Origin of the sequence: Klebsiella sp. H-Nf2 (genome assembly GCF_002806645.1) — a bacterium.
GTDB classification, from domain to species: Bacteria; Pseudomonadota; Gammaproteobacteria; order Enterobacterales; family Enterobacteriaceae; genus Klebsiella; species Klebsiella variicola.
On the sequence record NZ_PIBL01000001.1, the window covers coordinates 347,247 to 373,253 of the forward strand.

At 57.7% G+C, this 26,007-nt stretch carries 27 protein-coding genes and 2 pseudogenes; 13 read left to right on the plus strand and 16 right to left on the minus strand.

The annotated features are described in order from the left end of the window. Positions 1–48: 48 nt before the first annotated feature. Entirely contained in the window at positions 49–255 is a 207-nt protein-coding gene (locus CWM58_RS01725; RefSeq protein WP_016160878.1) for a DUF1471 domain-containing protein, read from the minus strand. A 25-nt stretch (positions 256–280) separates the two neighbouring features. Continuing rightward, positions 281–1,210: an aromatic alcohol reductase gene (locus CWM58_RS01730; protein WP_100680065.1), complete on the minus strand. Its 930-nt coding sequence runs from the start codon at positions 1,208–1,210 to the stop codon at positions 281–283. A gap of 138 nt (positions 1,211–1,348) precedes the next feature. Between CWM58_RS01730 and CWM58_RS01735 the strand changes: the two genes are divergently transcribed. Beyond that, positions 1,349–2,254, plus strand: coding sequence for a LysR family transcriptional regulator (locus CWM58_RS01735; protein ID WP_039103215.1), 906 nt, complete (start codon positions 1,349–1,351; stop codon positions 2,252–2,254). Positions 2,255–2,273: 19 nt separating this feature from the next. Here CWM58_RS01735 and CWM58_RS01740 read toward each other — a convergent pair whose 3' ends face one another. Continuing rightward, on the minus strand, positions 2,274–3,197 hold the full coding sequence (locus CWM58_RS01740) for a LysR family transcriptional regulator (RefSeq protein ID WP_012968388.1): 924 nt from the start codon (positions 3,195–3,197) through the stop codon (positions 2,274–2,276). An 87-nt stretch (positions 3,198–3,284) separates the two neighbouring features. Here CWM58_RS01740 and CWM58_RS01745 point away from each other — a divergent pair. Together CWM58_RS01745 and CWM58_RS01750 are read left to right on the plus strand one after the other, a co-directional pair. Beyond that, positions 3,285–4,155, plus strand: a pseudogene (locus CWM58_RS01745) (MBL fold metallo-hydrolase). After that, positions 4,148–5,059 carry an NmrA/HSCARG family protein gene (locus CWM58_RS01750; RefSeq protein WP_100680067.1) on the plus strand — a complete coding sequence of 304 codons (912 nt, stop codon included), beginning with the start codon at positions 4,148–4,150 and terminating at the stop codon, positions 5,057–5,059. Before CWM58_RS01745 ends, CWM58_RS01750 begins: the two are co-directional and overlap by 8 nt. A gap of 56 nt (positions 5,060–5,115) precedes the next feature. Here the strand turns inward: CWM58_RS01750 and CWM58_RS01755 are convergent, their stop codons facing one another. Beyond that, positions 5,116–5,664: a TetR/AcrR family transcriptional regulator gene (locus tag CWM58_RS01755; protein WP_100680068.1), complete on the minus strand. Its 549-nt coding sequence runs from the start codon at positions 5,662–5,664 to the stop codon at positions 5,116–5,118. 88 nt (positions 5,665–5,752) lie between these two features. Between CWM58_RS01755 and CWM58_RS01760 the strand changes: the two genes are divergently transcribed. Beyond that, positions 5,753–6,787 carry an NADP-dependent oxidoreductase gene (locus CWM58_RS01760; protein WP_100680069.1) on the plus strand — a complete coding sequence of 345 codons (1,035 nt, stop codon included), beginning with the start codon at positions 5,753–5,755 and terminating at the stop codon, positions 6,785–6,787. A 46-nt stretch (positions 6,788–6,833) separates the two neighbouring features. Here CWM58_RS01760 and CWM58_RS01765 read toward each other — a convergent pair whose 3' ends face one another. Beyond that, positions 6,834–8,009: an aminotransferase class I/II-fold pyridoxal phosphate-dependent enzyme gene (locus CWM58_RS01765; protein WP_100630878.1), complete on the minus strand. Its 1,176-nt coding sequence runs from the start codon at positions 8,007–8,009 to the stop codon at positions 6,834–6,836. Between the two features lie 220 nt (positions 8,010–8,229). Here CWM58_RS01765 and CWM58_RS01770 point away from each other — a divergent pair, with 220 nt between their 5' ends. From CWM58_RS01770 to CWM58_RS01780, 3 genes are read left to right on the plus strand one after another with little or no spacing between them, the layout of a single operon-like run. After that, positions 8,230–9,036, plus strand: a complete 807-nt coding sequence (locus tag CWM58_RS01770) for a MetQ/NlpA family ABC transporter substrate-binding protein (RefSeq protein WP_100680070.1) — start codon at positions 8,230–8,232, stop codon at positions 9,034–9,036. An 8-nt stretch (positions 9,037–9,044) separates the two neighbouring features. Then, a complete protein-coding gene (locus CWM58_RS01775; protein WP_100680563.1) occupies positions 9,045–10,058 on the plus strand; it encodes a methionine ABC transporter ATP-binding protein in 1,014 nt (337 codons plus the stop codon). Further along, on the plus strand, positions 10,051–10,719 hold the full coding sequence (locus CWM58_RS01780) for a methionine ABC transporter permease (protein WP_100680071.1): 669 nt from the start codon (positions 10,051–10,053) through the stop codon (positions 10,717–10,719). The genes CWM58_RS01775 and CWM58_RS01780 overlap by 8 nt, the downstream gene beginning before the upstream one ends. 44 nt (positions 10,720–10,763) lie before the next feature. Here the strand turns inward: CWM58_RS01780 and CWM58_RS01785 are convergent, their stop codons facing one another. The 3 genes from CWM58_RS01785 to CWM58_RS01795 form a co-directional block, all read right to left on the minus strand. Beyond that, positions 10,764–11,963 (minus strand): amino acid aminotransferase, encoded by a 1,200-nt coding sequence (locus tag CWM58_RS01785; protein ID WP_038422428.1) that lies wholly within the window; start codon positions 11,961–11,963, stop codon positions 10,764–10,766. Between the two features lie 38 nt (positions 11,964–12,001). Then, positions 12,002–12,616 (minus strand): YitT family protein, encoded by a 615-nt coding sequence (locus CWM58_RS01790; RefSeq protein ID WP_023322497.1) that lies wholly within the window; start codon positions 12,614–12,616, stop codon positions 12,002–12,004. 250 nt (positions 12,617–12,866) lie between these two features. Next, a complete protein-coding gene (locus CWM58_RS01795; RefSeq protein ID WP_008805158.1) occupies positions 12,867–13,346 on the minus strand; it encodes an Lrp/AsnC family transcriptional regulator in 480 nt (159 codons plus the stop codon). Between the two features lie 334 nt (positions 13,347–13,680). Here CWM58_RS01795 and CWM58_RS01800 point away from each other — a divergent pair, with 334 nt between their 5' ends. Further along, on the plus strand, positions 13,681–15,057 hold the full coding sequence (locus CWM58_RS01800; protein WP_100680072.1) for an amino acid permease: 1,377 nt from the start codon (positions 13,681–13,683) through the stop codon (positions 15,055–15,057). Positions 15,058–15,293: 236 nt separating this feature from the next. Then, entirely contained in the window at positions 15,294–16,043 is a 750-nt protein-coding gene (locus CWM58_RS01805; protein WP_100680073.1) for a hypothetical protein, read from the plus strand. A gap of 117 nt (positions 16,044–16,160) precedes the next feature. Here CWM58_RS01805 and CWM58_RS01810 read toward each other — a convergent pair whose 3' ends face one another. The 3 genes from CWM58_RS01810 to CWM58_RS01820 form a co-directional block, all read right to left on the minus strand. Continuing rightward, a complete protein-coding gene (locus CWM58_RS01810; RefSeq protein WP_100680074.1) occupies positions 16,161–16,355 on the minus strand; it encodes a hypothetical protein in 195 nt (64 codons plus the stop codon). A 236-nt stretch (positions 16,356–16,591) separates the two neighbouring features. Continuing rightward, complete coding sequence (locus tag CWM58_RS01815; protein WP_100680075.1) at positions 16,592–17,710, minus strand: oxidoreductase; 1,119 nt, start codon at positions 17,708–17,710, stop codon at positions 16,592–16,594. Next, positions 17,673–18,416 (minus strand): DeoR/GlpR family DNA-binding transcription regulator, encoded by a 744-nt coding sequence (locus CWM58_RS01820; protein ID WP_100680076.1) that lies wholly within the window; start codon positions 18,414–18,416, stop codon positions 17,673–17,675. Before CWM58_RS01820 ends, CWM58_RS01815 begins: the two co-directional genes overlap by 38 nt. A gap of 277 nt (positions 18,417–18,693) precedes the next feature. Between CWM58_RS01820 and zntB the strand changes: the two genes are divergently transcribed. The 3 genes from zntB (at position 18,694) to dbpA (ending at position 21,576) form a co-directional block, all read left to right on the plus strand. Further along, positions 18,694–19,677, plus strand: a complete 984-nt coding sequence (gene zntB, locus CWM58_RS01830; RefSeq protein WP_061154809.1) for a zinc transporter ZntB — start codon at positions 18,694–18,696, stop codon at positions 19,675–19,677. A 334-nt stretch (positions 19,678–20,011) separates the two neighbouring features. Next, positions 20,012–20,188: a hypothetical protein gene (locus CWM58_RS29440; RefSeq protein WP_373996481.1), complete on the plus strand. Its 177-nt coding sequence runs from the start codon at positions 20,012–20,014 to the stop codon at positions 20,186–20,188. Between the two features lie 14 nt (positions 20,189–20,202). Continuing rightward, a complete protein-coding gene (gene dbpA, locus CWM58_RS01840) occupies positions 20,203–21,576 on the plus strand; it encodes an ATP-dependent RNA helicase DbpA (RefSeq protein WP_100680078.1) in 1,374 nt (457 codons plus the stop codon). Positions 21,577–21,621: 45 nt separating this feature from the next. On the opposite strand, the gene ttcA is transcribed toward dbpA, so the two are convergent. Both ttcA and CWM58_RS01850 read right to left on the minus strand, forming a co-directional pair. Next, positions 21,622–22,557: a tRNA 2-thiocytidine(32) synthetase TtcA gene (gene ttcA / locus CWM58_RS01845; protein ID WP_004203988.1), complete on the minus strand. Its 936-nt coding sequence runs from the start codon at positions 22,555–22,557 to the stop codon at positions 21,622–21,624. A 48-nt stretch (positions 22,558–22,605) separates the two neighbouring features. Then, positions 22,606–23,059 (minus strand): annotated as a pseudogene (locus CWM58_RS01850) (tyrosine-type recombinase/integrase); the annotation flags it as partial. Positions 23,060–23,604: 545 nt separating this feature from the next. Here CWM58_RS01850 and CWM58_RS01855 point away from each other — a divergent pair. After that, positions 23,605–23,985: a hypothetical protein gene (locus CWM58_RS01855; protein ID WP_100680079.1), complete on the plus strand. Its 381-nt coding sequence runs from the start codon at positions 23,605–23,607 to the stop codon at positions 23,983–23,985. A 291-nt stretch (positions 23,986–24,276) separates the two neighbouring features. Here CWM58_RS01855 and CWM58_RS01860 read toward each other — a convergent pair whose 3' ends face one another. From CWM58_RS01860 to CWM58_RS01870, 3 genes are all read right to left on the minus strand, one after another. Continuing rightward, positions 24,277–24,636 carry a CHAP domain-containing protein gene (locus CWM58_RS01860; RefSeq protein ID WP_100680080.1) on the minus strand — a complete coding sequence of 120 codons (360 nt, stop codon included), beginning with the start codon at positions 24,634–24,636 and terminating at the stop codon, positions 24,277–24,279. A gap of 552 nt (positions 24,637–25,188) precedes the next feature. Further along, positions 25,189–25,623: a universal stress protein UspF gene (uspF, locus tag CWM58_RS01865; protein ID WP_008805149.1), complete on the minus strand. Its 435-nt coding sequence runs from the start codon at positions 25,621–25,623 to the stop codon at positions 25,189–25,191. Between the two features lie 81 nt (positions 25,624–25,704). Next, complete coding sequence (locus CWM58_RS01870; protein ID WP_008805148.1) at positions 25,705–25,917, minus strand: KTSC domain-containing protein; 213 nt, start codon at positions 25,915–25,917, stop codon at positions 25,705–25,707. Positions 25,918–26,007 lie beyond the last annotated feature (90 nt).

Here is a 26,007-nt window from a genome sequence, read left to right on the forward strand (position 1 = left end):
GCGGGCAAGCGACAGCGGTAGCTCGTCCCTGAGCCTGGCGCCGGTGGTTTAGTCCACGAGGGTCGCTGTGATATGCACTTTGTTGCCCATTCGCGCTTCAGTGATGCGATAGGCAGTTGCGCCCTCGCGGGCGGCCTGCTGGCGGATTTTACTCTCCGCATGGTCCAGGGTATCTCCGGTGGCGGTGATGGTTCTGGCATTTGCCGCCAGGGGCAGCAGACAACTCAATACGATCAGTGGAATCAACTTGTTCATCGTCATTCTGTCCTGTGAGAGAAAATCAGCGCGCGGTCTGCAGCCAGCCGGCAATGTCCTGGGTCGGCAGCTGGTGGCGGGCATTCCAGGTGTCGCCCATCGGCCACCACACGCCATCCCCCCGGGCGAAGGCGGCGCGATAGCGCAGCATGGCGTCATCCGGGTCTGTCCGTAGCTGCTCCAGCAGGGCGGGCAGGGTGTGGACGGCTTTGCTGAACGTCTGCTGCGTTACGCGCTCCACGGTATCTGCCAGCTGCCGGTAAGAGGTCGTTTCGCCGGCAACAAACACCACCTCGTTGACGATCCGCGGCTGATGCAGATAAATCGCCGTGGTCAGGCGGCCAATATCCGCCGGTGAGGTGACGGTCACCTGGGTATCCCAGCTGCCAAGGGCGTGAAGGGTTCGGTTGGATAAATTCACTACATCGAAGTCTGATTCGAAGAGAAAGCTGGTAAACATCCCGGTGGAGACAATGACCCACTCCGTGGCCCGCTGCGCGCGCAGCAGGGTCCGGACATCGTACTGCTCGTCCCAGACCGGCTGACCGCTGCCTTTGCCGACCACATCGTAATTGACGCCAAACTGCCAGGGAAAATAGCGGGGTACCCCGGCCGCCAGCACCGCGCGGGTAATTTTCAGCTGTGTCCCCGGACCGGCGACAAACCCCATGCAGTTAATCACGGTGGTGAATCCGCGAAACTGATCGGCCAGCGTCTCCATGGCGCTACCGGCGATGTCGACGGCGAGGAGGGTGGCTCCGGCGTCGGCCAGCGCCTGATGGTTTGCCGACCGCAGCTGGCCGGCTTCATCCCTGGCCGCCGGCGAGACGATAACCGAGACCGTGCCCTGGCGCTGGATCACCGCAGGCACCAGCGCATCGAGAACGGCGGTGCCCAGTTGTCCCGCTCCCAGCACCAATACCTTTTCCTCATGATTAAGATTATCAGTTTTCATTTTGACTCCTTGCTCAGTTAAGCCTTGTACTGACTGGCTGCAGGCTCAGTGTAGGGGGGCGGGCATCATTCGATAAGAACAGGATTTCGGGTTAGACTGTTCGTGATAATGGGATAATAATTGCCGGGGGAGTACGAAATGGACAGACTGGATGCCATGCAGTTGTATGTTGCGGTTGTGGATGCCCACAGCTTCGCCCGTGCGGCGGAGGTGCTCGGGCAGCCGCGCTCCACGGTATCGCGGGTGGTGAAGGAGCTGGAAGCCTGGCTCGGGGCGCAGCTTCTCCAGCGCACCACCCGCAAGCTCAGCGTGACGGCGGAGGGTCGCCGGTATTATGAGGAGTGTAAAAGGCTGCTGGCCGAGATGGCGGCGATGGAAGCCTCTTTTCCCGGGCGCTCGGCTCAGCCCGCCGGGCGATTCAAAGTGGGGATGCCGCAATCCCTTGCCCGCCACTGCATTCTGCCGAGGATCGGCGAGTTTTTGCAGCAGTATCCCGACCTGGAGCTGATCCTCTGCTCAAGCGACAACGTGGAAGATATTATTCAGGAGGGATTCGACTGCGTGATCCGTACCGGGCGGATCGAAGATTCCACCACCCTGGTGGCGCGTCCTCTGGCCCGCTACCGCTGGATGGTCCTCGCCTCGCCGGCCTGGCTCGCGGCCCACGGCCGGCCGCAGGGCATCGACGATCTGCACCAGCACCGGGCGGTGGGCTACCTGAACCACCGTACCGGGCGGACCATCGACTGGCTTTTCTCTCTCAATGACGGCGACTGCGCGATCCGTATGCAGGAGACGCTGGTGGTCGACGATACCGATGCCTATATCCAGGCCGGCGTTCAGGGGCTGGGCCTGATCCGCGTCGCCAGCTATCTGGCGCAACCTTATCTGCAGAGCGGGGCGCTGGTCGCCTGTCTGGAGCAGGCCGCTTCTGATCTTCCCTTGTCGCTGGTCTATCCGCAAAACCGCTATCTGCCGCCGGCGGTGCGCGCGTTTTATGACTGGAGCAGGCGCGTTCTGCAACCCCCGCTCAGCGAGGCCTGATGCCGGGGCATCGGCCCGGTTATTGACCGCGCATGGCCTGTTTTAACTTCGCCACCAGCCAGTTCAGCGCCGGATCCTGCGCCCGCCGTTTGTGCCGCAAAATGCACAGCGTAAATTCCGGATACGCTACCGGCGGAGCGTCCGCGCGCAGCGCATACTGCGCCTGCCAGCGCTGCGCCAGCCCCTGCGGGACGGTGGCGAACAGCGGCAGGGTGGTCAGCAGCAGGGGAAAGGTGGAGAAATTCTGCGTGGCAAAGCGCACGCGCCGCGCGAGTCCCTGGCTGGCGAGCTGGCGGTCAATTTCACCGTGGCCGGTTTCGCGATAGGCCACCATCACATGTTCCCGGGCGACAAAGTCGCTCACCGACAGCGGCCCGCGACAGGGGATCTGCTGCGGCGACCACAGGGTGGTGACTCCCATGGTCATCACTGGCTCGCTGACCACCTCCCCGCGGCTCTGTTTGTTGACAGACACCGCGACATCAATGCGCTCCTCCTCCAGCAGCTGGCGAACCTGGAAGGGGTCGGCGGCTATCGACTGCAGTGAGACCCCGGGCGCCTCCTGCATCAGCCCGGGTAACAGCTGGGGCATCAGCCAGTGTTCGCTCCAGTCGCTGAGGCCGATGCGAAAAAGCTGCTGTGCGCGCGCCGGGACGAACTCCCCGGCGCCAAACATCGCCGAATGCAGGTTTTCCATCAGCGGCTGCAGGTCGGTCATCAGCGCTTGCGCCCGCGGCGTCGGCAGCATGCCTCTGGCGCTGCGCACGAACAGCGGGTCGTCAAACATCTCGCGCAGCCGCTTCAGCGCCCCGCTGATAGCCGGCTGGCCAAGGTGCAACACCTCTGCGGTGCGGGTGACGCTCGCTTCGCGGTACAGCACCATCAAGACCGTCAACAGATTCAGATCGATACGACTAAAATCATTTTCAATGATTTTCTTCATTATGATAATCAATTTGAATGTGGGTTATCCCGGCAGCATAGTGAATCTCACCCCGATAAATCAACCAGCGCAATGCGCGCGGAGGGTGTGATGCAAACTTACCAGACAGGCGATAGCCTGATTTTCAAAGTGCCGGAGCGCGAGATTACCCTGCAGCCGGCGGCGCTCTATCCACAGGCGTTCCCGGTAGCGGAGGCGGACAACGTTATTCAGTCGATTGCGCTGTCGATCCACAGCTGGGTGGTGCAGACCCCCCACGATCTGATTGTTATCGATACCGCCACCGGCAACGGTCGGGAGCGCGGCGGCAATCCGCTCTATCATCAACTTAACACGCCGTATCTGGAGAATCTCCGCGCCGCGGGAGTGAACCCGGAGGACGTGACCCTGGTGCTACTGACCCACCTGCATACCGACCATGTCGGATGGAATACCGTCTGGCAGGACGATCGCTGGGTGCCGCTGTTTCCCAACGCCCGCTACCTGTGCTCGGCAAAAGAGCTGACGCGGGTGAAAAACAGCGAACGCTACCGGGCGCTGTGGCTCGACAGCCTGCTGCCGGTGATCGAGGCCGGCCAGCTGGAAACCGTCGATGTGGCGGCCCGGCCGCGGGTCGGCGGGCGGATCGCCTTTGTTCCCACCCCCGGCCACAGTCCGGACCATGCCGCGCTGATCCTCGCCGCCGGAGATGATTACGCCTGTTTCTCCGGCGATCTCCTTCATTCCCCGCTCCAGTTTGCCCATCCGCAGTGGAACTCAGCGTTCTGCGGCGATCCCCGGCAGGCGGAAGCCTCCCGACGGGAGATGATGGCGTGGGGGGCAAGCCATCATGCTCAATGGTTCACCGGGCATTTTGCCGGGCCTTCCTGCGGCTGGCTGGAGGAGGATAAGCAAGATGACTATCGCTGGCGAGAGGCCGGGCAACAGGCTGCAGATAAGGGGAAACAGTGATGAATAATGCGCAAAGCGTGTTGATTTTTGGCGCCACCGGTCAGCAGGGCGGCTCGGTGGCGCGGGCGCTGCTGTACCGCGGCTGGCGGGTTCGGGCGCTGGTCAGGGATCCTTTCTCCGCCGGGGCCGTCGCGCTGGCGGCACGGGGAGCCGAGCTGGTGGTGGGTACCTTTGAAGACCGGGCGGCAATGCGATCGGCAATGGCCGGGGTCGACGGCGTCTTCAGCGTCCAGCCCAGTTCGCCGGGAGGGACGGTGACCGATGAGCAGGAGGTACGCTACGGGATAACCATCGCCGATCTCGCCGTCGAGTGCGGGGTGAAGCATCTGGTGTACAGCTCCGGCAGCGCGGCGGGGGAGACGCCCACCGGCGTAGCGCATTATGACACCAAAGCGGAAATTGAACGGCATATCCGCCGCCTGCCGCTGGCGGCGACCATCGTGCGTCCCGCCACCTTTATGGAGCTGCTGGTGATGCCCGGTTTTGGCCTTGATGAAGGTCATTTTCACTTTTTTATGCTGCCGGAGGGGAGGATGCAGGTGCTGGCGGTGGAGGATATCGGCCATCTTGTCGCGGCGGTTTTTGCCGCGCCAGCGCGTTTTGCCGGCAAGACGTTTGAGATCGCCAGCGACAGCGTGACCGGCCGTCAGCTGGAGGGGTTATTCTCCGCGGCGGCGGGACGGCCGATCCCCTATTCGCGATTTTCCGATGAGGTGCTGGCTGCCAGTCCTTTTCTGCACAAGCTGACCGGGCTGGTGGACGACGGGCGGCTGGCCGGGCACGCCGACCTCAACGCCCTGCGCCAGCTGCACCCGCAGCTGCACACCTTCGCCGGCTGGCTGGCAGGCCCCGGCCGTCCCGCCTTCGAGCGGGCGCTGACCAGCGGGGCCCGCTGGGCGTTTGATCGTTAAAGGCTGGCGTTCCGGTCACCCGCCAGGCGTGCTGTCTCGTCGGTGACCAGCCGCCGCTAGCCGGCAGTCAGGATCGCGTCGGCCAGCACCGCTAAAATCCGCTCTGCGCGCGGGGAATGGGACGGTTGCTCCCGCAGCCAGGCAAGCGCGGCAATCAGATCGAACAGTTCGTCTCCGCTGAGATCTGGCCGTGCCTGCCCGGCCTGCTGCGCGCGGGTCAGCAGCGACGTACCGGCGGCGCGCAGGGCAACGCAGGCGCTGTGCAGGGCGGACTCAGGATCGTCGATGGCGCTCATCAGCGGGGCGATGATCCCGCGATGCTGATGGGTAAACGCCACGCTCTCGGCCAGCCACTCCAGCAGCGCCGCGGCAGGATCGGCGACGAGCAGAAGCGACTCAGCCCGGGCGGTTAGCGCCGCAAAGCGGCTGCGGAGCAGGGCTTCCAGCAGGCTGTCGCGGTTGGGAAAGTGGCGGTAGAGGGTTCCCATTCCGACGCCCGCCCGGCGGGCGATATCGCGCAGCGAGGCCTCGGCGCCTTGCTCCACAAACACTTCCCGGGCCACCTCGATCAACAGATCATAATTTTTTCTGGCATCAGCTCTCATTGGCGTTCCTTGACAATCGGAGCACTGCTCCATATATTCGGAACAGTGCTCCGTTAAATATAACGCATTTCCATATGAGGAGAAAGCGATGTCGACGCAGATGATGAAGGCTGTTCAACAGCACGCCTTTGGCGGGCCGGAAGTCCTGAGCTATGAGGATGCGCCACTGCCGGTGCTGCAGGCCGGCGAGGTGCTGGTGCAGGTGCACGCGGTGGGCGTGAACCCTCCGGACAGCTATCTGCGCGATGGCTATCAACAGCTGCCCCCGGAGTGGCGGCCCGAAGTCCGCTTTCCCTTGATCCTCGGAACCGATCTCTCCGGGGTGGTGGTGGCGCGGGCGGATGACGTCCGGGAGGTGGCGGTCGGCGACGAAGTCTACGCCATGGCGCGTTTTCCCGAAGGGGCGGCAGGGGGCAGCCGCGCTTACGCCGAGTACGTTAGCGTGCCGGTCAGCGACCTGGCCCGCAAACCCCTAACCCTGAGCCATCAGCAGGCCGCCGCGGTGCCGATGTCACTCCTCACCGCCTGGCAGTTCATGATCGAGCCCGGGCATGAGGTGGCGAATCCGCTGCAGCCGGGGCCGCATCGGCCTGCGCCGCTGGCAGGTAAACGCGTTCTGGTCAACGGCGCGGCGGGCGGCGTTGGTCATTTCGCCGTACAGCTGGCGAAGTGGCAGGGCGCCCAAGTGATTGCCGTCGCCGCGGGCCGCCATGAAGCTTTTTTGCGTCAGCTCGGCGCCAATGCTTTTATCGACTATACGACCACTGCCGTTGAGGAGGCGGTGCGTGACCTGGATCTGGTCATCGATGCGCCGGGCGGGCCGGCCAGCGGCCGTTTTCTGCGTACCCTGCGGCCCGGCGGCGCGCTGTACCCGGTCTTTCCGCTCGGCTTTGCCGGGGCGGAAGAGGCGCGACAGCGCGGAGTGATGGTCTCGACCACCCAGGTGCGCTCCAGCGGCGCGCAGCTCGCCCGGCTTGCCGACCTGCTGGACGCCGGAGTCATCCGGGTTGCGATTGACAGCGTTTTCCCCCTTGCGCAGGCGCAGAGGGCGCATGAGCGAGCGGTGCAAGGTCGTCTGCAGGGTAAAATTGTGCTGTCGGTGATGGACTCGTCAGCGGAGTAATCCCCGGCGGCCTGGGTTACGTGTTTTCACTTCTCCCGACGGCGGACTAAAACAGCGCCAGCCGGGCGAGACGGTCCAGCGCGTTGCTCAGCGCGTCGTCGCCTGCCGTGAGGCTGATGCGAATAAACCCTTCACCCCCTTCGCCAAAACCAGTGCCCGGCGCCACCAGAATATGCGCTTCCTGCAGCAGCAGGCGGGCAAACTCCTGCGAACGGTAGCCGGGCGGCACGCCGAGCCAGAGGAAGAAAGTGCCTTGTGCGGCACGAGCCGGCCAGCGCAGCGCGGCCAGTCGACGCAGAACCCACTCCCGACGTTGATGATAGACCGCTGTCAGCTGCGCAATCCGCTCAGCCGGCAGGTTGAGCGCGGCGATCGCCGCATCCTGAATCGCGCCAAACACCGTGCTGTAGCTATGGGTGTGCAGCTTTTTAAACGCCCGGATAATCGAGGCGTTGCCGACCGCGAAGCCGAAGCGCCAGCCGGCCATATTAAAGGTCTTGGAAAAGGTATAGGTTTCCACTCCCCACGCTTTCGCGTCGGGCTGGGAGAAGAGGCTCAGCGGCGCATCGCCAGCCGCGCTGCCGATGGCCGCATAGGCAAAATCATGGAGGATCGGCACCTGGTGACGACGGGCAAATTGCAGAGCGCTGGCGAACAGCGCCGGCGTGGCGAGGGCGCCGGTTGGATTATGCGGGTAGTTAAGTACCACCAGCCCGGCCTTGTCAGCCACCTCCTGGGGGAGGTCGTTAAAATCCGGCAGGAAATGGTTCTCCGCCCTGAGCGGCAGGCCATAAAACGCTGCCTGGGACTGCAGCGCCGCCGAGCGGTAAATCGGATAGCAGGGATCGGTGGAGATCAGATATTGCCCGGGGCTGAGCAGCGCCCGCGGGATGCCGCCAATGCCGATATGCGAACCCTGAAACACGGCGACTTCGCTGTGCGGATCGAGTTCCACATCATACTGCCGGCGATAGAACTGGGCGATCGCCTCGCGGACCTGTGGTTTGCCCCAGAACGACGGGTAGCCATGGTTTTCACGACGATGAATGGCGCTCTGCAGCGAGTCAATCACTTCCGGCGGAGTGGGTTGATCCGGACTGCCGCTGGAAAGATCGATCAGCGGCAGCGCTTCGGTGTTGACCTCCGCGGCCAGTTTTTCCAGCAGGCTGAACAGATTCTCTTCCAGCGCGTCCACCAGCGGTGAAGCAGTAAAATCAGGCATAACATTCCCGGTTTAAGTCACGAATAATTAGCCATCTTTAAGGGATTTATTACGCCTGGCTAAATAACAAAATACGCAAAGGATTCTTGTTTTTAGGATATGTCGATATAGCAAAAGTTAATGAGGAATTAGCAAAAGGAAATCCGGTGTTCTGGCTTACAACCCTCAGTCGGCTGTGATTTAATCGCTCAATATCGCCAACCTTTCAGGAAAATACCTTATGAACAAGTCAGTTGCGCTCGGGATGACCCTCGCCCTGTTGTCGGCCACCTCTTTTTATGCCGCCGCCGAAGACCACCTTATCCGCGTCGGCTTTAACCCCGGGCCGTATAAAGAGCAATTTGAGAAAGGCGTCGCGCCCTATTTATTGAGTAAAGGGTATAAAATCGAATATAAGGATTTCAGCGACGGTATTCAGGTGAATGACGCGGTAGCCCGCGGCGATATCGAAGCGAATATTATGCAGCATCCGGTATATCTGAAAGCAATTAATGAGCGGCTGGGGATTGATAACGTGGGCATTGTGCAGGTCCCCACGCCGCCGATGGGGCTGTACGGCGGTAAACTGACCACCCTGGGGACTCCGGCGGCAGGGACCGTCGTGTCGGTACCGAACCAGCCGTCAAACGAATATCGCGCGGTGCTGGTGCTGCAGAGCCTGGGCTGGGTGAAGGTCAAACCGGACAGCGACCCCGCCACCTTTTCGCAGCGCAATATCATTGATAATCCCTACAAAATTGTCCTCAAAGAGATTGATAATGCCCAGCAGGTTCGCGCTCTGCCTGACGTCGACTATGGCCTGATTCAGGGCAATTTCGCCGTCTCCAGCGGTATGTCCCTGACTTCGGCATTAAAGCTGGAGGCAGCCACCAGCCATTTTATTAATGTCGTGACCGTCGCCGGTAAAAATCAGAAGGCGCAGTTTGCCAAAGATATTATCGATGGCTACCACTCTGCCGATTTCAAAAAATATATTCTCAGCCATCCGCAGTATGATGGCTACCTGCTCCCTGAATATTTAAAATGAATAACGCGATGATAGAATTTCGCCACGTCAGTAAAAGCTTTTCCAGGAAAGGACATCCGGTTCTGGCCTTGCAGGATATTAATCTCAGCATTGAACGAGGCGATATTTTCGGCATTATTGGCTACAGCGGGGCAGGAAAAAGCACCTTATTACGGCTGATTAATCGTCTGGAAACGCCTGGCGAGGGCGAGGTGCTGTTAAACGGCGAGCCGCTACAGGCCTGCAGCGGCCAGCGCCTGCAGGCGATCAAAAAAGATATCGGCATGATCTTTCAGAATTTTAATCTGCTGAATTCGAAAACCGTTTTCCATAACATCGCCATCCCGCTGATTTTACAAGGCCGCGACAAGGCCTTTATCCAGGCGCGGGTGGCGGAACTGCTGGCGTTCGTCGATCTGAGCGACAAAATCCACAGCTACCCTAATGAGCTGTCGGGCGGACAAAAGCAGCGGGTCGGTATTGCCCGGGCGCTGGCCACCAACCCGTCGGTGCTGCTGTGCGATGAAGCCACCTCGGCGCTCGATCCTCACACCACGGTGCAGATCTTACTGCTCTTGCAGGAGATTAATCGCCGCTATGGCATCACTATCGTACTGATCACCCATGAGATGTCGGTGATCCAGAAAATCTGTCACAAGGTGGCGGTGATGCAGGCGGGCCGTATCGTTGAGCAGGGGACGGTTTTCGACCTCTTTGCCCAGCCGCAGCATCCGGTAACGGCCAGTTTCGTGCAGTCGGTGGTGCACGATCGTCTGCCGCAGCGGGTGGCGTCGCTCCTGCAGCGCGATAACGGCGCCCGGGCTATACGCCTCGAATTTATCGGCGCGACGGCGCAGCAACCGATCATTAACCACCTGATCCGCGAGTATGCTGTCGAGGTGAATATCCTGTTTGCCAGCATGTCTGAAGTTCAGGGCCGGATTCTGGGATTTATGATTGTGCAACTCCTCGGCGAGCCTGACGAAACCGAACGCGCCATCACCCATCTGGCCGATGCAGGAGTGAAAATCACCCATGTTTGATCTTATTGATACCGCCATTACCGGCGATCAGTTTCTTCTGGCGCTGCATGACACGCTGATTATGGTCGCCGTCTCGCTGGGCTTTGGCGCGCTGCTCGGCGTACCGTTAGGGATTGTGCTGGTGGTTTGCCGTCCCGGCGGCATCGTGGCCAACCCGGTGGTGCATCAGGCGCTGAATCCGCTGATTAACGTGCTGCGCTCGCTGCCGTTTATCATTTTGCTGATTGTGATCCTGCCCTTTACCCGACTGCTGGTGGGCACCACTATCGGCACCGCGGGGGCCATCGTGCCGCTGATCGTTTTTGTCGCCCCCTACATTGCCCGGCTGGTGGAGAGCTCACTGCTGGAGGTGGATGAGGGGATCCTCGAAGCCGCGGATGCAATGGGCGCGACCCCCCTGCAGACGGTCTGGCATTTTATGCTGCCGGAGGCGGCAGCGTCGCTGATTCTGGCCCTTACCACGGCGACCATCGGCCTGCTTGGTGCGACCGCCATGGCAGGAACGGTGGGCGGCGGCGGTATTGGCGACCTGGCGATCACCTATGGCTATCAGCGCTTCGACGCCTTTGCCACCCTCACCACCGCCCTGGTGCTGATTGTGATTGTCCAGCTCATTCAGACGCTGGGCACACGCCTGGCTCGCCGACTGCGTCGCGAATAACCGTCGTCCCGCCCCGGGGTAACCGCGGTTCGCGGGACAGCGGCTTAGCGCGTGGAGACCGCGGCAAAGGCATGGGCGACTCGCGCAATATTCCCGTGGTTGAGCCCGGCCACGCAGACCCGACCGCTGGCGATCAGGTAAATGCCGTACTCTTCACGCAGGATGTCCACCTGCCGGGTGCTAAAGCCGGTATAACTGAACATGCCGCGCTGGGTCAGCAGATAGGAAAAATCACCCTCCGGCTGGGCGGCCTGCAGGGCCGTCACCAGCGCGACGCGCATGGCGCTGATGCGGGTGCGCATGGCTTCCACTTCTTCCTGCCACAAGGCGTTCAGCGCGGGAGCGTTGAGCACCTGCGATACCACCTGGGCGCCAAACCCCGGCGGGCTGGAGTAGTTGCGCCGCACGGTGGCTTTCAGCTGGCCCAGCACGCGCCCGGCGATATCGGCATTGTCGCAGACCACTGACAGGCCGCCAACCCGCTCGCCATACAGCGAAAATATCTTGGAAAACGAGTTGCTGACCAGCGCCGTCAGCCCGGCGCTGGCGATGGCGCGAATGGCATAGGCATCCTCGTCCAGTCCGCGGCCGAAGCCCTGGTAGGCGATATCAAGGAATGGGATCAGCTCCCTGCCGATCAGCACCTCAATCACGCGATCCCACTGCTCGCGGGTGAGATCGGCCCCCGTCGGGTTATGGCAGCAAGGGTGAAGCAGCACAATGCTGCGCGGCGGCAGTTGCTGGAGGGCGGCGAGCATAGCGGGGAAATTCACCCCGCGGGTGGCGCTGTCGAACCAGGGATAGGTATGTACCTCAAAGCCGGCGCCGGCAAAGATGGCAACGTGGTTCTCCCAGGTTGGATCGCTGACCCAGACCGCGGAGTCGGGGAAGTAGCGCTTGAGGAAATCAGCGCCCACCTTCAGCGCGCCGGAGCCCCCCAGCGTCTGGATGGTGGCGATGCGTCCGGCACGCAACGCCGGATGATTGTCGCCAAACAGCAGGGTCTGGACCGCACGGCGATAGGGCGCCAGCCCCTCCATCGGCAGATAAAGGCTGGCCTTTTGCTGCTGACTCTGCAGCCGGTCAGCGGCCTGACGGACCGCCTCCAGCTGGGGAATAATGGCCTGCTCGTTATAGTACAGCCCGATGCTGAGGTTAACTTTGTCTGCCCGGGGATCCTGTTGAAAGGCTTCCATCAGCGACAGGATAGGATCGCCCGTATAGGCGTCAACGTTCTGGAACACAGTGGTTACTCCTGAAATGACCGTCAAAGGTGAAGCCATTACACCGCGTAGCGTCCGGGACGGTGGTTCATGGCGATAATCGAATTCAAAACTACGGCGCCGAGGATAGAGACCAGCAGCATCGGCAGGCTTACTACCCATAGCGAGGCGGTGACGATGCAGGCGTCAACCACCATCTGGAATTTACCGGCGCGGATGCCACTTTTGTCCTGCAGATAGAGGGCCAGAATATTAACGCCGCCGAGGCTCGCTTTATGGCGAAACAGCACCACAAAGCCAATGCCGACCATGATGTTGCCGAAGAGAGTGGCGTAATAGGGGTTCAGGCGATCGACATGGATAAAGTAACCGTGCAGGTCAGAGAACAGGGACACCAGTCCGACCGCGCAGAAGGTTTTCAGCGTGAAGGCGGCGCCCATCCGCCGGACGGAGAGCCAATAGAAAGGCAGGTTAATGACGAAGAAGACCACGCCAAACGGCAGGTGGGTGGCATAGTGGATCAGAAAGGCCATACCTGCCGTTCCGCCGGTCAGGGCGCCGGCCTGGCGAAATAAAATAATGCCAAAGGAGATCATCAGCGTGCCGAACAGCAGCGCCAGGGTATCCTCCAGCCAGGTGTGGGTCAGTTTTTCGGGGGAAAGGATATTATCCATAAATAAGCACTATCTTTTCGTTAACAAGGATAAGTCCTTGTTTGCAAAAATCGCACCAGAGGAGGGGGCCGGGCGATCGTTTGCGGAAAAAACAGGCGCTATTCAGCCTAACGTATTGTTATGCCAAAAAGAGAAAATTGCACGACTCATGCGATTTTCTGCATTACATTGCGCAAACCGTGCAAATTATCACGCTGTGATGCATTGACTAACCCTGCGTTTGCACCAGCGCAGGGCATCATGCCCTGATTCAGCGCAGCGGATCCGGGCCCGGCATCAGCTGGCCATTCTCTTTAAGGCGGTTGAGTATCACCGCGGTTTTCAGGTGGGCGACCCCTTTGTTTTGCGCCAGAATATGGCTGATCAAATGGCTCAGACCGGGCAGGTCCGGGACCGTCACCCGCAGCAGATAATCGGCGTCGCCGGTGGTTTTCCAGGCGTCCAGGATGGCGTCCACTTCACTGAGCATCTGGTGAAAGCTCTCCACGCATTGTGGGGTGTGATTCAGCAAGCGCACTTCTATCAGGCCCAGCATTTCCTGCCCGGCAGCATCCGGCGCCAGCCGCGCATGATAGCCGAGGATAAGCTGCGCCTGTTCAAGGGCGATGCGGCGCCGTGAACACTGGGAGGCGGACAGGCCGATGAGATCGCTCAGTTCCTGATTGGTCAAACGGCCATTGGCCTGCAGCAGGGTGAGTATTTTCAGATCATAGTCGTCGATGTTGTACATGGTGGCCACTAGCGGAGCGTAAGAGTGGTTAACAGCCTAACAGCTTTTTTCCCTGCGTGAAGCCCGCCAGGCTAGCCGGAGGACGAGGCGCACCAAAACGGGTCAGATTCATGCATAAAACGGCTGATTTTCTCATGAACTGTGCGATTTAAGGCGATTTTTCGCGCGTTATGTATGGCCCGGCGGCGCATGACTCACGCCCCGGAGCAGACGGATAAATAATATTTTAATCAAATTCAATATATTGCTCTTGCTCTTACGCCGGGTTGCTGCGCCCTGGCCTGAAAGTTGCTATCGCCGAAGGTGACTTTTTACAGACAGGGGCAGGACAGAGATGACAACGCAGCAAGAGCATCAATTAAAACGTGGGTTAAAAAACCGCCATATCCAGTTGATCGCCCTCGGGGGCGCGGTCGGCACCGGACTGTTTTTAGGTATCGCGCAAACGATCCGCATGGCAGGCCCCTCGGTCCTGCTGGGCTACGCCATCGCCGGAGTGATCGCCTTCTTCATCATGCGTCAGCTTGGCGAAATGGTGGTGGAAGAGCCGGTGGCCGGGTCATTCAGCCATTTTGCCAACCGCTACTGGGGACCCTTCGCCGGGTTTATGTCCGGCTGGAATTACTGGGTGTTGTATGTGCTGGTGAGCATGGCGGAGCTGACGGCGGTGGGGATCTATATTCAGTACTGGTGGCCGGAAGTACCCGCCTGGCTGTCGGCGGCGATCTTCTTCGTGGCGATCAACGCCATCAACCTGACGAATGTCAAAGTGTATGGCGAGCTGGAGTTTTGGTTCTCGATTGTCAAAGTGGCCGCCATCATCAGCATGATCGCCTTTGGCAGCTATCTGTTATTTAGCGGCCACGGCGGCCCGGCGGCGACGGTCGCCAACCTGTGGCAGGATGGGGGATTTTTCCCTAACGGTATCACTGGCTTAGTGATGGCGATGGCGGTAATCATGTTCTCCTTTGGTGGGCTTGAGCTGGTGGGGATCACCGCGGCGGAAGCCGACGAACCGCATAAAACCATTCCTAAAGCCACTAACCAGGTGATCTACCGTATTCTGCTGTTTTATGTGGGATCGCTGGCGGTCCTGCTGTCACTCTACCCGTGGCGAAACGTCGTGGAAGGAGGCAGTCCCTTTGTCCTGATCTTTCATGCCATTGACAGCAATATTGTGGCCAACGCTCTCAATCTGGTGGTGCTCACCGCCGCGCTGTCGGTCTACAACAGCTGCGTTTACTGCAACAGCCGGATGCTGTTCGGCCTGGCTCAGCAGGGCAATGCTCCGCGGGCGCTGCTGCGGGTTAACCGCCGGGGGATCCCATTGACCGCGCTGGCGGTATCTGCCGTCGCTACGGCGCTTTGCGTGGTGATTAACTATGTGATGCCTGGTAAAGCGTTTGGCCTGCTGATGGCGCTGGTGGTGGCGGCCCTGGTGATTAACTGGGCGATGATCTGCATCACCCATCTTAAGTTTCGTCGCGCTATGCAGCGGGCCGGGAAAGTAACGGCCTTCCAAAGCCTCGGCTATCCCGTGACTAACTGGCTGTGCCTGCTGTTTCTCGCCGGGATCCTCGTGGTGATGTATCTCACCCCCGACATCCGCATCTCCGTCTGCCTGATCCCGGTATGGCTGCTGATCCTCGCCGCCGGTTATCTGTTGCGGAAGAAAAGCGCCCCGGCGCTGGTGGCGATGAAAGAGGGTTAATCGCCAACACCCTGCCGGGCGGCAGGGTGATATTCTCATCGTGAAAAATAACGTCAATACTTATAGTTGATTATATAAGTCCAATAAATGATAGCAGGACATGTTAATCTGGGAATAGAGTAAGTGGACATGCTTTTTATTGATCTTGCGTGGCGCTTTGGTAATATCCAGGCGGCATTCAGGTTTATTTTATAATGCCACCGAATGGAATAGCAAAATACATAATGGAGTATGGAATGAAGCATGTTCATAAGCTGGTCTGGATAGGCCTGTTCGTCAATATTATTATCTGTTTTGTCGCGCGAAATTTATTACTCGATGAAGGACAGCTGAACTTTCATCGTCGGGCGGACAGCATGTGGTCCTGGCTGGTGCTCGCCCTGTTTATCGCCGTGGTGGTTCAGGCTGTCAGTATTATACTGTCAGGCCGCTATCCTTATCTGGCCATCGTGCTGGCGTTTATTGGCGGTATCGTCATGGTACCTGCCAGCATGATCTTTCTGGTTGGCTGTATGTTCAGCTTTCAAACGCGGATTAACGCCGGTTTTACCCCGTGGCGGTCAACAACCGGGGCGATGGGCAGCGACGATAATCACCGGCTATTAACCTTTAATGCGTCCGGTTTTTATCCTCAGGGAGGACTGGCGCTCATTGCCGGCATTATTATCTTAATGATTGGCATGGGGATTGGTGGCGTGTTTATTGCCGCCGGTATTCTGGCGCTGTGCAACGGCTATCGTCTGCAGAATCGGGTGGTGATTGGCGTGAGCGGCGAGTCGATGATATTTACGCCGGGACTCTATGCCGATACTTACGTTATTCCCTTGCGTGACGTTGTGCTGGCTGAGCGCGGGAATAATGATGCGAAAGTTCGGCTACTGATCCGTTCCAGCGGCAGAAGCTTCACGTTGCGTAAAAAACTGCTCGCCGGCGATGACGTCAATGACGCCTTTGCCGCCATTCTGGCCAAACTGTCCACGGTTTAACACAGACGGGGGAAGGGATGCCGCCAGGGGGAGAAACACCCGGCGGCGAAAGCGTGGGTTAGCATGCATGGTCATCGCGCCAGCTTGCACCCACGCTCTACAGCGCCAGGTTGCATGTTAATCCACGTTGGTAAAATAATCGCGCGCGGCGGTCTCGACGCGTTTCGCATCCAGCCCGGTCTTCTCAGTGATCTGTTCAATAAAGGGTTTAAATTTGTCGTCCATCACGTTACCCCCTTCCCAGTGGGCCACGTAAAATTTGCACTGATAGCGATAAAAATGGAGAGTGGTATCTCCTAACGTGTAATACATGAGCTTCTCCTGTCCATTAATGCGGTCGCCACGTCCACAGCGTCAGCAACCTTTTTCTCATCACGATCGATCTGTTCTCTATCCTCCTCCCAATTGGCTGAAATTTCCAGCGGTGCTTTGCGCTATAAAGCAGGATAAAGAAAGGTTAAATTTCGTATGGGTAGTGATTTTTTCTGACGTTGGGCGGGAGATCCGGTTACCTGCGGGATGCGCAGATAACCGGAGAACAGGCAGGATTAGCGCAGCGCGTTGCGCTCGTCGTCGGTCAGGTCCAGGGTCTGCACCATGCCGCTTTCTGCGGCGCGCACCGCCGCTTCCAGAACGGCCATTACCGCCAGCGCTTCAACCGGCGGCACCGGATTGGCGATCTGACCCTTCAGCGCGTCGCGGATCTGCATATAGTACTGGCGCTGATCGCCCTGCGGGGTGGCCTGAGAGTGGGCCTGCAGCGAGGCGTCATAGATCACCAGCTTGTCATCATCCTGACCCCAGCCGGCGCTTCCGGGCTCCACGCCCGCCAGCAGCTGGCTCTCCTGCTGGTCGGCCCGCGCTTTGATAACGCTGCCTTTATCGCCGTGCACGGTGAAACGCGACGAGCCGCCCGCGACCAGCATGCTGCAGTGCAGGATCGCTTTATGCGCCGGGTAGTTTAAGACCACATGCGCCCAGTCGTTGATCTCCGCGCCGTCGCGGAGGGTGGCGATATTGCCTTGTACCGACTGCGGCAAACCAAACAGCTGCAGCGCCTGATCGATCAGGTGCGGCCCCAGATCGAACCATAAACCACTGCCCGGGACGTTCTGCTCACGCCAGCGGACGCGAACTTCAGGACGGAAGCGGTCAAAATGCGACTCGAAGTGTTTCACGGTGCCGATGGCGCCCTGCTCAATGACCTGACGGATCCCGAGGTAATCGCTGTCCCAGCGGCGGTTATGGAAGACGGAGAGCAGGCGCTGCTTCTCCTCAGCCAGGGCGATCAGCTCCCGGGCCTCCTGCATATCAAGGGTAAAGGGTTTATCCACCACCACATGCTTGCCGGCGTTGAGCGCCAGACGGGCCAGCGGCGCGTGGGTGGCGTTGGGGGAAGCGATGACCACCAGATCGACATCCGGATGCTGGACCGCTACCTCCGGGGAGGCGATGACCGTGACGTCCGGCAGGTCGCGTTTGACTTTCTCTTCATCGCGCGAGGCGACGAACGCCAGATTCAGACCCGGCACCGAACGGATAAGCGGCGCGTGGAAGGTCTTACCGACGAAGCCATAGCCAATCAGGGCGATATTTATTGTGTTGTTACTCATCAGGTTCTCCACGCGGTTAAGCGTCAGCAATGTGTACAGAGAGGGCGGGGTCATCCCCCAGCTCAGCCCAGGGACGATCAAGAAAAAGATGGTGAATGTCGCTGAGCCCAGCCACCAGCCACGGCTCGCAATGGTTGACTTTGGTATGGTCTGCCACCAGCCAGTGCTCTGCGCTGGCGGCCAGCATGGCGCGCTTCACGTCAGCATCGGCCTCCTGGCTGGCGCTCAGCCCCAGCCCGGCATGGAGCGCGCAGGCGCCGAGAATGGCGATGTCGGCGCGGTAGCGGGCGACAAGCGACAGCGTGGCGCTGCCGGCGAACAGCCGCTGTTCACTGTCCCACTGGCCGCCAAGCAGGATCAGCTGGATATCCGTACGGTCGCTAAACAGCTGGGCGATATCCAGCGAAGGCGTGATCACGGTCATCGGCCCTTTAAGCTTGGCGGCGACCGCCAGCACCGTGCTTCCGGCGTCGAGAAACAGCGTCGAGCCGAGGGGGATGCGCGCGGCGACCCGCTGGCCCAGGCGCTGCTTGGTCTGGGGGAGCAGGGCGTTTCGACCCTGGCGCGTCATCGCCGGGACGTTAAGAGCGATGGCGCCGCCGTGACTTTTCTGCAGGACGCCCTGTTTTTCCAGCTCGCTCAGATCCCGGCGAATGGTATCGGCCGAGACCTGTAGCCCTTCGACCAGTTCGCTGATGCTTAGCTGGCCGTTTTCACTCAGCTTGTCGAGGATGTGTTTTTGTCTGGCGAGCTTATGCATGGCAAGCGCCTCCGCAAATTAACGCAATAAACAGCATAATACAGCAATTAATGGCAAAATAAACCGCAAAAAGACGCAGTGAAATCGGCAAAACGGGAAGAACTTGATTTCACTACGCTTTAACGTTAAATGAGGAGAGCGGCGCGACCCGGGGCAAAAGCGCTTTTCAATGAAGTCATTAGCCAGTCTTCCGGGCAATAAAAAGCGAAAAAGCGCGCTTTCGCGTACCTTATAGAGAGTACGCGCAATGTGACAGGTATGGATTAACGGAGGTTGAGTGGACGCGATTAAAGGCTCGGAGTTGCAGATACCGGACGCGATCTTCGCGTGGGTGCTCGACGGGCAGGGCGGCGTGAAGCCGCTTACCGATAACGATATTATCGACAAGGACAAGCCCTGCTGGCTGCATCTGAACTATACCCATAGCGACAGCGCTGACTGGCTGGCGGCCACCCCGTTGCTGCCCAATAACGTGCGTGACGCCCTGGCGGGGGAGAGCACCCGGCCGCGAGTGACGCGGATCGGCGACGGGGCGCTGATCACCCTGCGCTGCATTAACGGCAGTACCGATGAGCGTCCCGACCAGCTGGTGGCGATGCGTCTGTATATGGACGAGCGGCTGATCGTTTCCACCCGTCAGCGCAAGGTGCTGGCGCTGGATGATGTGCTTGGCGACCTGCGCGAAGGCAATGGCCCGACGGACGGCGGCAGCTGGCTGGTGGAGGTCTGCGATGCGCTGACCGATCATGCCAGCGAGTTTATCGAACAGCTGCACGACCGCATTATCGACCTGGAAGATGACCTGCTTGACCAGCAGGTGCCGCCGCGCGGTTTTCTCGCGCTGCTGCGTAAGCAACTGATCGTGATGCGCCGCTATATGGCGCCGCAGCGCGATGTTTATGCCCGGCTGGCCAGCGAGCGTCTGCCGTGGATGAGTGACGATCAGCGGCGGCGAATGCAGGATATCGCTGAGCGGCTGGGACGCGGGCTGGATGAGATCGACAGCTGTATTGCCCGGACGGCGATCATGAGCGATGAGATCGCCCAGATTATGCAGGAGTCGCTAGCGCGGCGGACTTATACAATGTCGTTGATGGCGATGGTGTTTCTGCCCAGCACCTTTTTAACCGGCCTGTTCGGCGTCAACCTTGGCGGGATCCCCGGCAACGGCTGGCATCTGGGATTTAGCCTCTTCTGCCTGATGTTAGTTGTTGTCATCGGTGGTGTTGCGTGGTGGTTACATCGCAGTAAATGGTTGTAAAGAATCGCCTTTTAGCGGCCGCATTGCCGGGAAAACCCGGCAATGTTTGAGCGAAATCAATAAACCACCTACCCATTCAGGGCAATATCTCTCTCGCAGGTGAATGCAACGTCAAGCGATGGGCGTTGCGCTCCATATTGTCTTACTTCCTTTTTTGAATTACTGCATAGCACAATTGATTCGTACGACGCCGACTTTGTTGAGTCGGCTTTTTTTTTGCGCTCTCCGGACCAGCTTCTACGCTTACTAAGACACCCGACGGTCTTCAGGCCGTTAAGCCTGCGGGTACGCCCGTATTACTCTCCGGGAGGCCTCTATGCATTACGCTTCAGGGCTGACAGCCCAGTCTATCCCCATCTCACCCGAACCGAACGATCCGGTTCCTTTACCCGACCCACGACCGCGTCCGCAGCCGCAGCCCGATCCGCCGCCTGACGAAGAGCCGATTAAATTGTCGCATCAGGCGCGGAGATCTGCGAGGATACGCGCCTGCAGATTGTCCGTCCTTTAATACGAGAATACATTGTGACCGCTTTTTCTACCCTGACTGTTTTACCTGCCGCCCAATTAGCCAACCTTAATGAGCTGGGTTATCTGTCGATGACGCCGGTTCAGGCCGCCGCCCTGCCGGCGATCCTTGCGGGAAAAGATGTGCGCGTGCAGGCAAAAACCGGCAGCGGAAAAACGGCCGCATTTGGGCTGGGTCTGCTGCAGCATATCGATCCGGCGCGCTTTGAAACCCAGTCGCTGGTCCTGTGTCCGACCCGCGAGCTGGCCGATCAGGTTGCCGGCGAGCTGCGTCGCCTGGCGCGCTGCCTGCCGAACATCAAGATTTTGATGCTCTGCGGCGGCCAGCCCTTTGGCGCCCAGCGAGATTCTCTGCAACACGCGCCGCATATTATCGTCGCCACCCCGGGCCGTCTGCTCGATCATCTGCAGAAGGGGACCGTCTCCCTTGACGCGCTGCAGACGCTGGTGATGGATGAAGCGGACCGCATGCTCGATATGGGTTTCAGCGACGCCATCGACGAGGTGATCCGCTTCGCGCCGGCTGACCGGCAGACCCTGCTGTTTTCTGCTACCTGGCCTGCGCCGATCGCGGCGATTAGTGGCCGGGTGCAGCGTTATCCGCAGACGATAGAGATCGACTCTGTCGATGCGCTCCCCGCCATTGAACAGCAGTTCTTTGAAGTTTCCCGCCACGGTAAGATTGCCCTGCTGCAGCGCCTGCTCAGCCAGCATCAGCCCGCATCCTGTGTGGTGTTCTGCAACACCAAACGCGATTGCCAGGCGGTCTGCGATGCGCTCAACGCCGCCGGGCAGAGCGCCTTGTCGCTGCATGGTGATCTTGAGCAGCGCGATCGCGATCAGACGCTGGTGCGCTTCGCCAATGGCAGCGTCCGGGTTCTGGTGGCGACCGACGTCGCCGCCCGCGGCCTGGACATCAAATCCCTCGCGCTGGTGGTGAACTTCGAGCTGGCGTGGGATCCGGAGGTGCATGTTCACCGCATCGGCCGTACCGCCCGCGCTGGCGAACAAGGGCTGGCCATCAGCTTCTGCGCGCCGGAAGAGGCGCAGCGCGCCACTATCCTCGCCGACATGCTGCAGCTTTCCCTCAACTGGCTGCCGGCGCCGACGGGCAACACCATCGCGCCGCTGACGGCGGAGATGGCCACGCTGTGTATCGACGGCGGGAAAAAGGCGAAAATGCGCCCGGGAGATGTGCTGGGGGCGTTGACAGGGGATATGGGCTTTGATGGCGCCGATATCGGCAAAATTACCGTCCATCCGGCTCATGTCTATGTGGCGATCCGCCAGAATATGGCGCAGAAGGTGTATAAGCAGTTACAAAACGGCAAGATTAAAGGCAAAGCCTGCCGCGTTCGACTGCTGAAGTAAGGGCAGGTTAGTGCGTCTCAGGCGGCTGCCTGAGACGCGTGAGGGTTACTTCACTTCCACCACGTTCAGACGCAGTTCATCGAGACGGGCGTCTTCTTCTTCCGGCTGCCAGCCGGCAGGCTGCAGGGGAATCTCTTCCCGGTCAAACGCCAGATCGCCACCGTCCACCACCTCGGAGCCGTGGGTGATACCTTTAAAATCAAACAGATTGACATCGCTCAGGTGTGAAGGCACCACGTTCTGCATCGCGCTGAACATGGTTTCAATGCGCCCAGGATAACGCTTATCCCAGTCGCGGAGCATATCGGCGATCACCTGACGCTGCAGATTTGGCTGCGAACCGCACAGGTTGCACGGAATAATCGGGAAACCTTTGGCCTGGGAGAAGCGCTCGATGTCCTTTTCGCGGCAGTAAGCCAGCGGGCGGATGACGATGTGTTTGCCGTCGTCGCTCATCAGCTTCGGCGGCATCCCTTTCATTTTGCCGCCGTAGAACATATTCAGGAACAGCGTCTGCAGGATGTCGTCGCGATGATGGCCGAGGGCGATCTTGGTCGCCCCGAGCTCGGTAGCGGTACGGTAGAGGATGCCGCGACGCAGGCGAGAGCACAGCGAGCAGGTGGTTTTCCCTTCCGGGATCTTCTCTTTGACGATGCCGTAGGTATTCTCTTCAACAATCTTGTATTCCACGCCCAGTTGCTCAAGATACGCCGGCAGAATATGCTCCGGGAACCCTGGCTGTTTCTGGTCGAGGTTCACCGCCACCAGCGAGAAGGAGATGGGCGCGCTTTTCTGCAGATTACGCAGGATCTCCAGCATGGTATAGCTGTCCTTGCCGCCAGAAAGACAAACCATAATGCGGTCGCCCTCTTCAATCATATTGAAGTCGGCAATCGCCTCACCGACGTTGCGGCGCAGACGTTTCTGCAGCTTATCGATGTTGTATTTCTCTTTCTTTGTAAGTTCTTGATTTTCTTGCATTATTAACATTCTCAAAATCTAAAAGGGGCATATAGGGGGCAAAATGTGTTAAAGCCCAAGCCGGGAATTCAACATAGAAACCTGGTCGCCGTTCATCTCTTCTATCCATGTACTATAAACGTCGTACACCATTTGCGCGTTTTCATGCCCCATCTGATTGGCTATAAAAGACGGGTTTGCGCCAGCCGTCAGGAGCCAGCAGGCAAAAGTATGCCGCGTATGGTACGGATTCCTGCGGCGAATGCCAGCGCGTTTTACTGCAGCTTCCCATCTGCTGCCTATACTGCTGTGCGAGTAGCAGGGTTTTTGCTCGCCTTTCCGTCTCCGCGGCATGAAAACAAATCGCAAATTCTGTTCCTCGCTTGAGCCGTATTCCCAGTGGTGAAACGTGATAGTGGATACCGGATGTCCAGCTGTCAGTTCATGCTGTGTGCTTTCAGCGCGTCCAGGGCAGGGCCGAGCGGTTTCCTACCGTTGTTTTTGGTGGGCCGAACATGCCGTTTGCTGTCATGGTAATAAAGAAATTAATGGTCGAAGCAGGTTTAACAGAAAACATCGAATTTGTATTTAGCGTGAAGGCTTAGCGGTTACGTGGGGGATCGAAAAATGAGCGAGTAAGGGAGTATCTGCAGAACGATAGTTTTTTGCGGTGAGTGGCTTGACGGTACGCGCTTAGAGGAGTGCAAACTCAGGGAAGCAAGTTCATTTGTGGTCATATGAACACTCTATATTTTTGCATATAACCAATTGCTTTTTAATATCTTTTTACGAGCAGGCTAATGGTGTTCAACAATTAAAATAGTCAAGGCCAGCTACAAAAATGTGCTACGTCAATCGAGACAGAAGCTTGGGACATCAAGAGTAGCAAACTGGTCAGAACTTGAGATAATGAAAACAAGAGAACAACTACTATAATAAAAATCGAACAAACCAAGTTTGATGAAGTTGATGTAAAAGCGCCTGAAATATAAGTCAGGATTGGCATGTTTTTATCGTTATATTTATTCTTATAAATCATCTTTTTTGAACTAATCATGCGAGGGCGTTATGGACAAGAAAACGTTAAATGATCAAGCACTTGAATTTCGTTCTCAGTTTAATAAAGGTCAAAAGAATTGGAGTTTTGCACATCATTTCAGTATCTTCGGTTCAATTCTATGTAGTGTAGCTGCGGGAGCAATTTTACAAATCAAAGACCCAGATTATTCAGGAGTCGCAGTAGTATTAACGACTATTGCAGCAGCACTTACAGCAATCGCAACTGCAGGAGGCTTTGAGCGTAAATGGAGGAGTAATCGTTTAAGCCGAAGTGAGATAGATCTCCTACTTATTGATATAGAGGCTCAAGGAGCTAACTTTGACGCACTAGCTGTAAAACTTAAAAACATTATTTTTAGGCATGATATGGAGATCGTTAAAAAGCCCTAAGTTGCAAGGGGCGAGCACTTCTTTGGCCAAAAAGCTAGACTTGATTGCGCTGCAATCGTCGTGGTCGTAGGCGTATGTAGCAGTGTCTGGTCGCCGGCAGAAACAATTGCAGATGTGAGGTCCTACTGACAATTAACTTTGTTATCCATAAAGGCAGTGATTAACATTATCATAGCCGCTAATAATTTTTTTACTTCATCCGCGTGGAATATTAGGGCTCGCAATTGTGAGCCCTCTAGATCTTACCAACTGATTTGTTGAGCTGAATTTATTGGTAATTCAATCTCTTAATCAAGTGTGGCGAAGAATGATAAATGGAGGAGCTGCATTTCTGTATGCCTGCCCCGGATACATTGTTTTTTGAATGAAGTCACTAATCCAATTTTCACCATCATATATACAGACATGGCCATAAGGATGGTTTGGTATAGGCTGTATTATCGCAATATCTCCAGTATCCATACTAACAATCGCATACTTAAATCCAGCTGCAAATAGAGTGTTTCCCATGTCCTTGGCATATGGAGTTCTTGGGATGTTGAGACCACCATAGAGAATTGCGTTGGTTACATATCTCGCACATAACCCAATACTATGATCTTCAGCATTGTCTCTGGCATATTGTGCTGCTAAGTACTTATTCCAAGACATTTTTTATCCTCATTTATCTCTAAATAAAAATCATCGAGAGGAAAATACAGAATTCCCAATTAATTATTGTAGCTATTTGGCTGTGCATTATTTTTTTTATCAGTAGCAATTCCACTCATACAGTTCAACCAAGTCTAAGCATCTGATTTAAAAACGGTGCTTTCAGAGAAAAGGCCTCCCCTCTATGAGTACGAAATACTAATTTGACTACTCTGCGGTTGTTCTCCTGCGGCATCGGCTCCATAAAGCCGAACAGACAACGGAATCGCGGTGACATATCCCTATACAGGGCTCACCGGTGACGTTTCGTAACTCATTCTCTACGCGCTTGTACTGAGCCCGAATACTACTTCCTTTCACGCCATCCGTAACTATGGAAAGAAGGAAACAGGTACCAGAAAACCGGCGTGATGCCCGAAGAGTTCTATAGCTAGGGTCAGTACGGATTCAGGGCCGGAATGTCAGCATCTTTCCGGCACTTTCCGCTGCGGGCAGGCAGGCGGAGGCGGTGTAAGCGGAAATAAAAAGCCCGCCGGGCGGCGGGCTGTGGCGTTAACGCACCACCAGGACTGAGCACTCGGCGTGGCGGACCACCGCGGCGGCGTTGGAGCCCAGCAGATAGGTGGTGATATCTGGCCGGTGCGACGCGATGATCACCAGGTCGGCGGGTAGCGACTTGGCCAGCGCGAGGATCTTATCTTTTGGCGACCCTTCGGCGACGTGAAAATGCATCCGATCTTCCGGGATGGAAAATTGTTTGGCGATCTCTTTAAGCTGCGTTTCCGTTCCTTCGCGCAGCTCATCCATACCCGGCAGTTCGGCGGTGTAAGCCATTCCCAGTGAGGCATAATAGGGCAGGGAAGGGATCACGGAGAGGAAATGGACCTCGGCGTCGTCAATCCGTGCTTCCGATTCAACGTGACTGATAATGCGTTCAGTAAATTCTTTATCAGAGATATCGATGGGGACAAGAATCATTCTGCTCATAAAACCTCCTGTTTAAGTATCCCCTCATATTGTACGGCATTAGAGCACGTTTTGTATCATGACCGAGGTCACACTTTGACATTAACGTGGCTTGCGTTCGGGAAATTTCCCTTTGATCACGCCGTCATAAAATCGACCTTTTGACACCACCTGTAAAAAGTCACGGAAAATACGCGGTGGCACGCCGGTATATTGCAACGGCGGCTGGTGATAAAAATAGATTTCCAGTGTGGCGGAGGCGTCATCGTAGGCGACAGAGATAATTCGGGATGATTTTACCGGGTGATGATGCATGGTGGACGTCCTCGGGCAAGCACTGACTGAGCACGACTATATCACTAAATGGACGGCTATTTTAACCAGCGGGATATATTGTTTTGTTTT

Coding starts and splice junctions, on each gene's coding strand:
- CWM58_RS01780 (WP_100680071.1), top strand. CDS start 10,051: ATGTTTGATCTTATTGATACCGCCATTACCGGCGATCAGTTTCTTCTG.
- CWM58_RS01735 (WP_039103215.1), top strand. CDS start 1,349: ATGGACAGACTGGATGCCATGCAGTTGTATGTTGCGGTTGTGGATGCC.
- CWM58_RS01815 (WP_100680075.1), bottom strand. CDS start 17,710: ATGACCCCGCCCTCTCTGTACACATTGCTGACGCTTAACCGCGTGGAG.
- CWM58_RS01765 (WP_100630878.1), bottom strand. CDS start 8,009: ATGCCTGATTTTACTGCTTCACCGCTGGTGGACGCGCTGGAAGAGAAT.
- CWM58_RS01855 (WP_100680079.1), top strand. CDS start 23,605: ATGGACAAGAAAACGTTAAATGATCAAGCACTTGAATTTCGTTCTCAG.
- CWM58_RS01870 (WP_008805148.1), bottom strand. CDS start 25,917: ATGCATCATCACCCGGTAAAATCATCCCGAATTATCTCTGTCGCCTAC.
- CWM58_RS01805 (WP_100680073.1), top strand. CDS start 15,294: ATGAAGCATGTTCATAAGCTGGTCTGGATAGGCCTGTTCGTCAATATT.
- CWM58_RS01770 (WP_100680070.1), top strand. CDS start 8,230: ATGAACAAGTCAGTTGCGCTCGGGATGACCCTCGCCCTGTTGTCGGCC.
- CWM58_RS01820 (WP_100680076.1), bottom strand. CDS start 18,416: ATGCATAAGCTCGCCAGACAAAAACACATCCTCGACAAGCTGAGTGAA.
- CWM58_RS01725 (WP_016160878.1), bottom strand. CDS start 255: ATGAACAAGTTGATTCCACTGATCGTATTGAGTTGTCTGCTGCCCCTG.
- CWM58_RS01800 (WP_100680072.1), top strand. CDS start 13,681: ATGACAACGCAGCAAGAGCATCAATTAAAACGTGGGTTAAAAAACCGC.
- uspF (WP_008805149.1), bottom strand. CDS start 25,623: ATGAGCAGAATGATTCTTGTCCCCATCGATATCTCTGATAAAGAATTT.
- CWM58_RS01740 (WP_012968388.1), bottom strand. CDS start 3,197: ATGAAGAAAATCATTGAAAATGATTTTAGTCGTATCGATCTGAATCTG.
- CWM58_RS01755 (WP_100680068.1), bottom strand. CDS start 5,664: ATGAGAGCTGATGCCAGAAAAAATTATGATCTGTTGATCGAGGTGGCC.
- CWM58_RS01790 (WP_023322497.1), bottom strand. CDS start 12,616: ATGGATAATATCCTTTCCCCCGAAAAACTGACCCACACCTGGCTGGAG.
- CWM58_RS01730 (WP_100680065.1), bottom strand. CDS start 1,210: ATGAAAACTGATAATCTTAATCATGAGGAAAAGGTATTGGTGCTGGGA.
- CWM58_RS01810 (WP_100680074.1), bottom strand. CDS start 16,355: ATGTATTACACGTTAGGAGATACCACTCTCCATTTTTATCGCTATCAG.
- ttcA (WP_004203988.1), bottom strand. CDS start 22,557: ATGCAAGAAAATCAAGAACTTACAAAGAAAGAGAAATACAACATCGAT.
- CWM58_RS01795 (WP_008805158.1), bottom strand. CDS start 13,346: ATGTACAACATCGACGACTATGATCTGAAAATACTCACCCTGCTGCAG.
- CWM58_RS01750 (WP_100680067.1), top strand. CDS start 4,148: ATGAATAATGCGCAAAGCGTGTTGATTTTTGGCGCCACCGGTCAGCAG.
- CWM58_RS01860 (WP_100680080.1), bottom strand. CDS start 24,636: ATGTCTTGGAATAAGTACTTAGCAGCACAATATGCCAGAGACAATGCT.
- CWM58_RS01760 (WP_100680069.1), top strand. CDS start 5,753: ATGTCGACGCAGATGATGAAGGCTGTTCAACAGCACGCCTTTGGCGGG.
- CWM58_RS01775 (WP_100680563.1), top strand. CDS start 9,045: ATGATAGAATTTCGCCACGTCAGTAAAAGCTTTTCCAGGAAAGGACAT.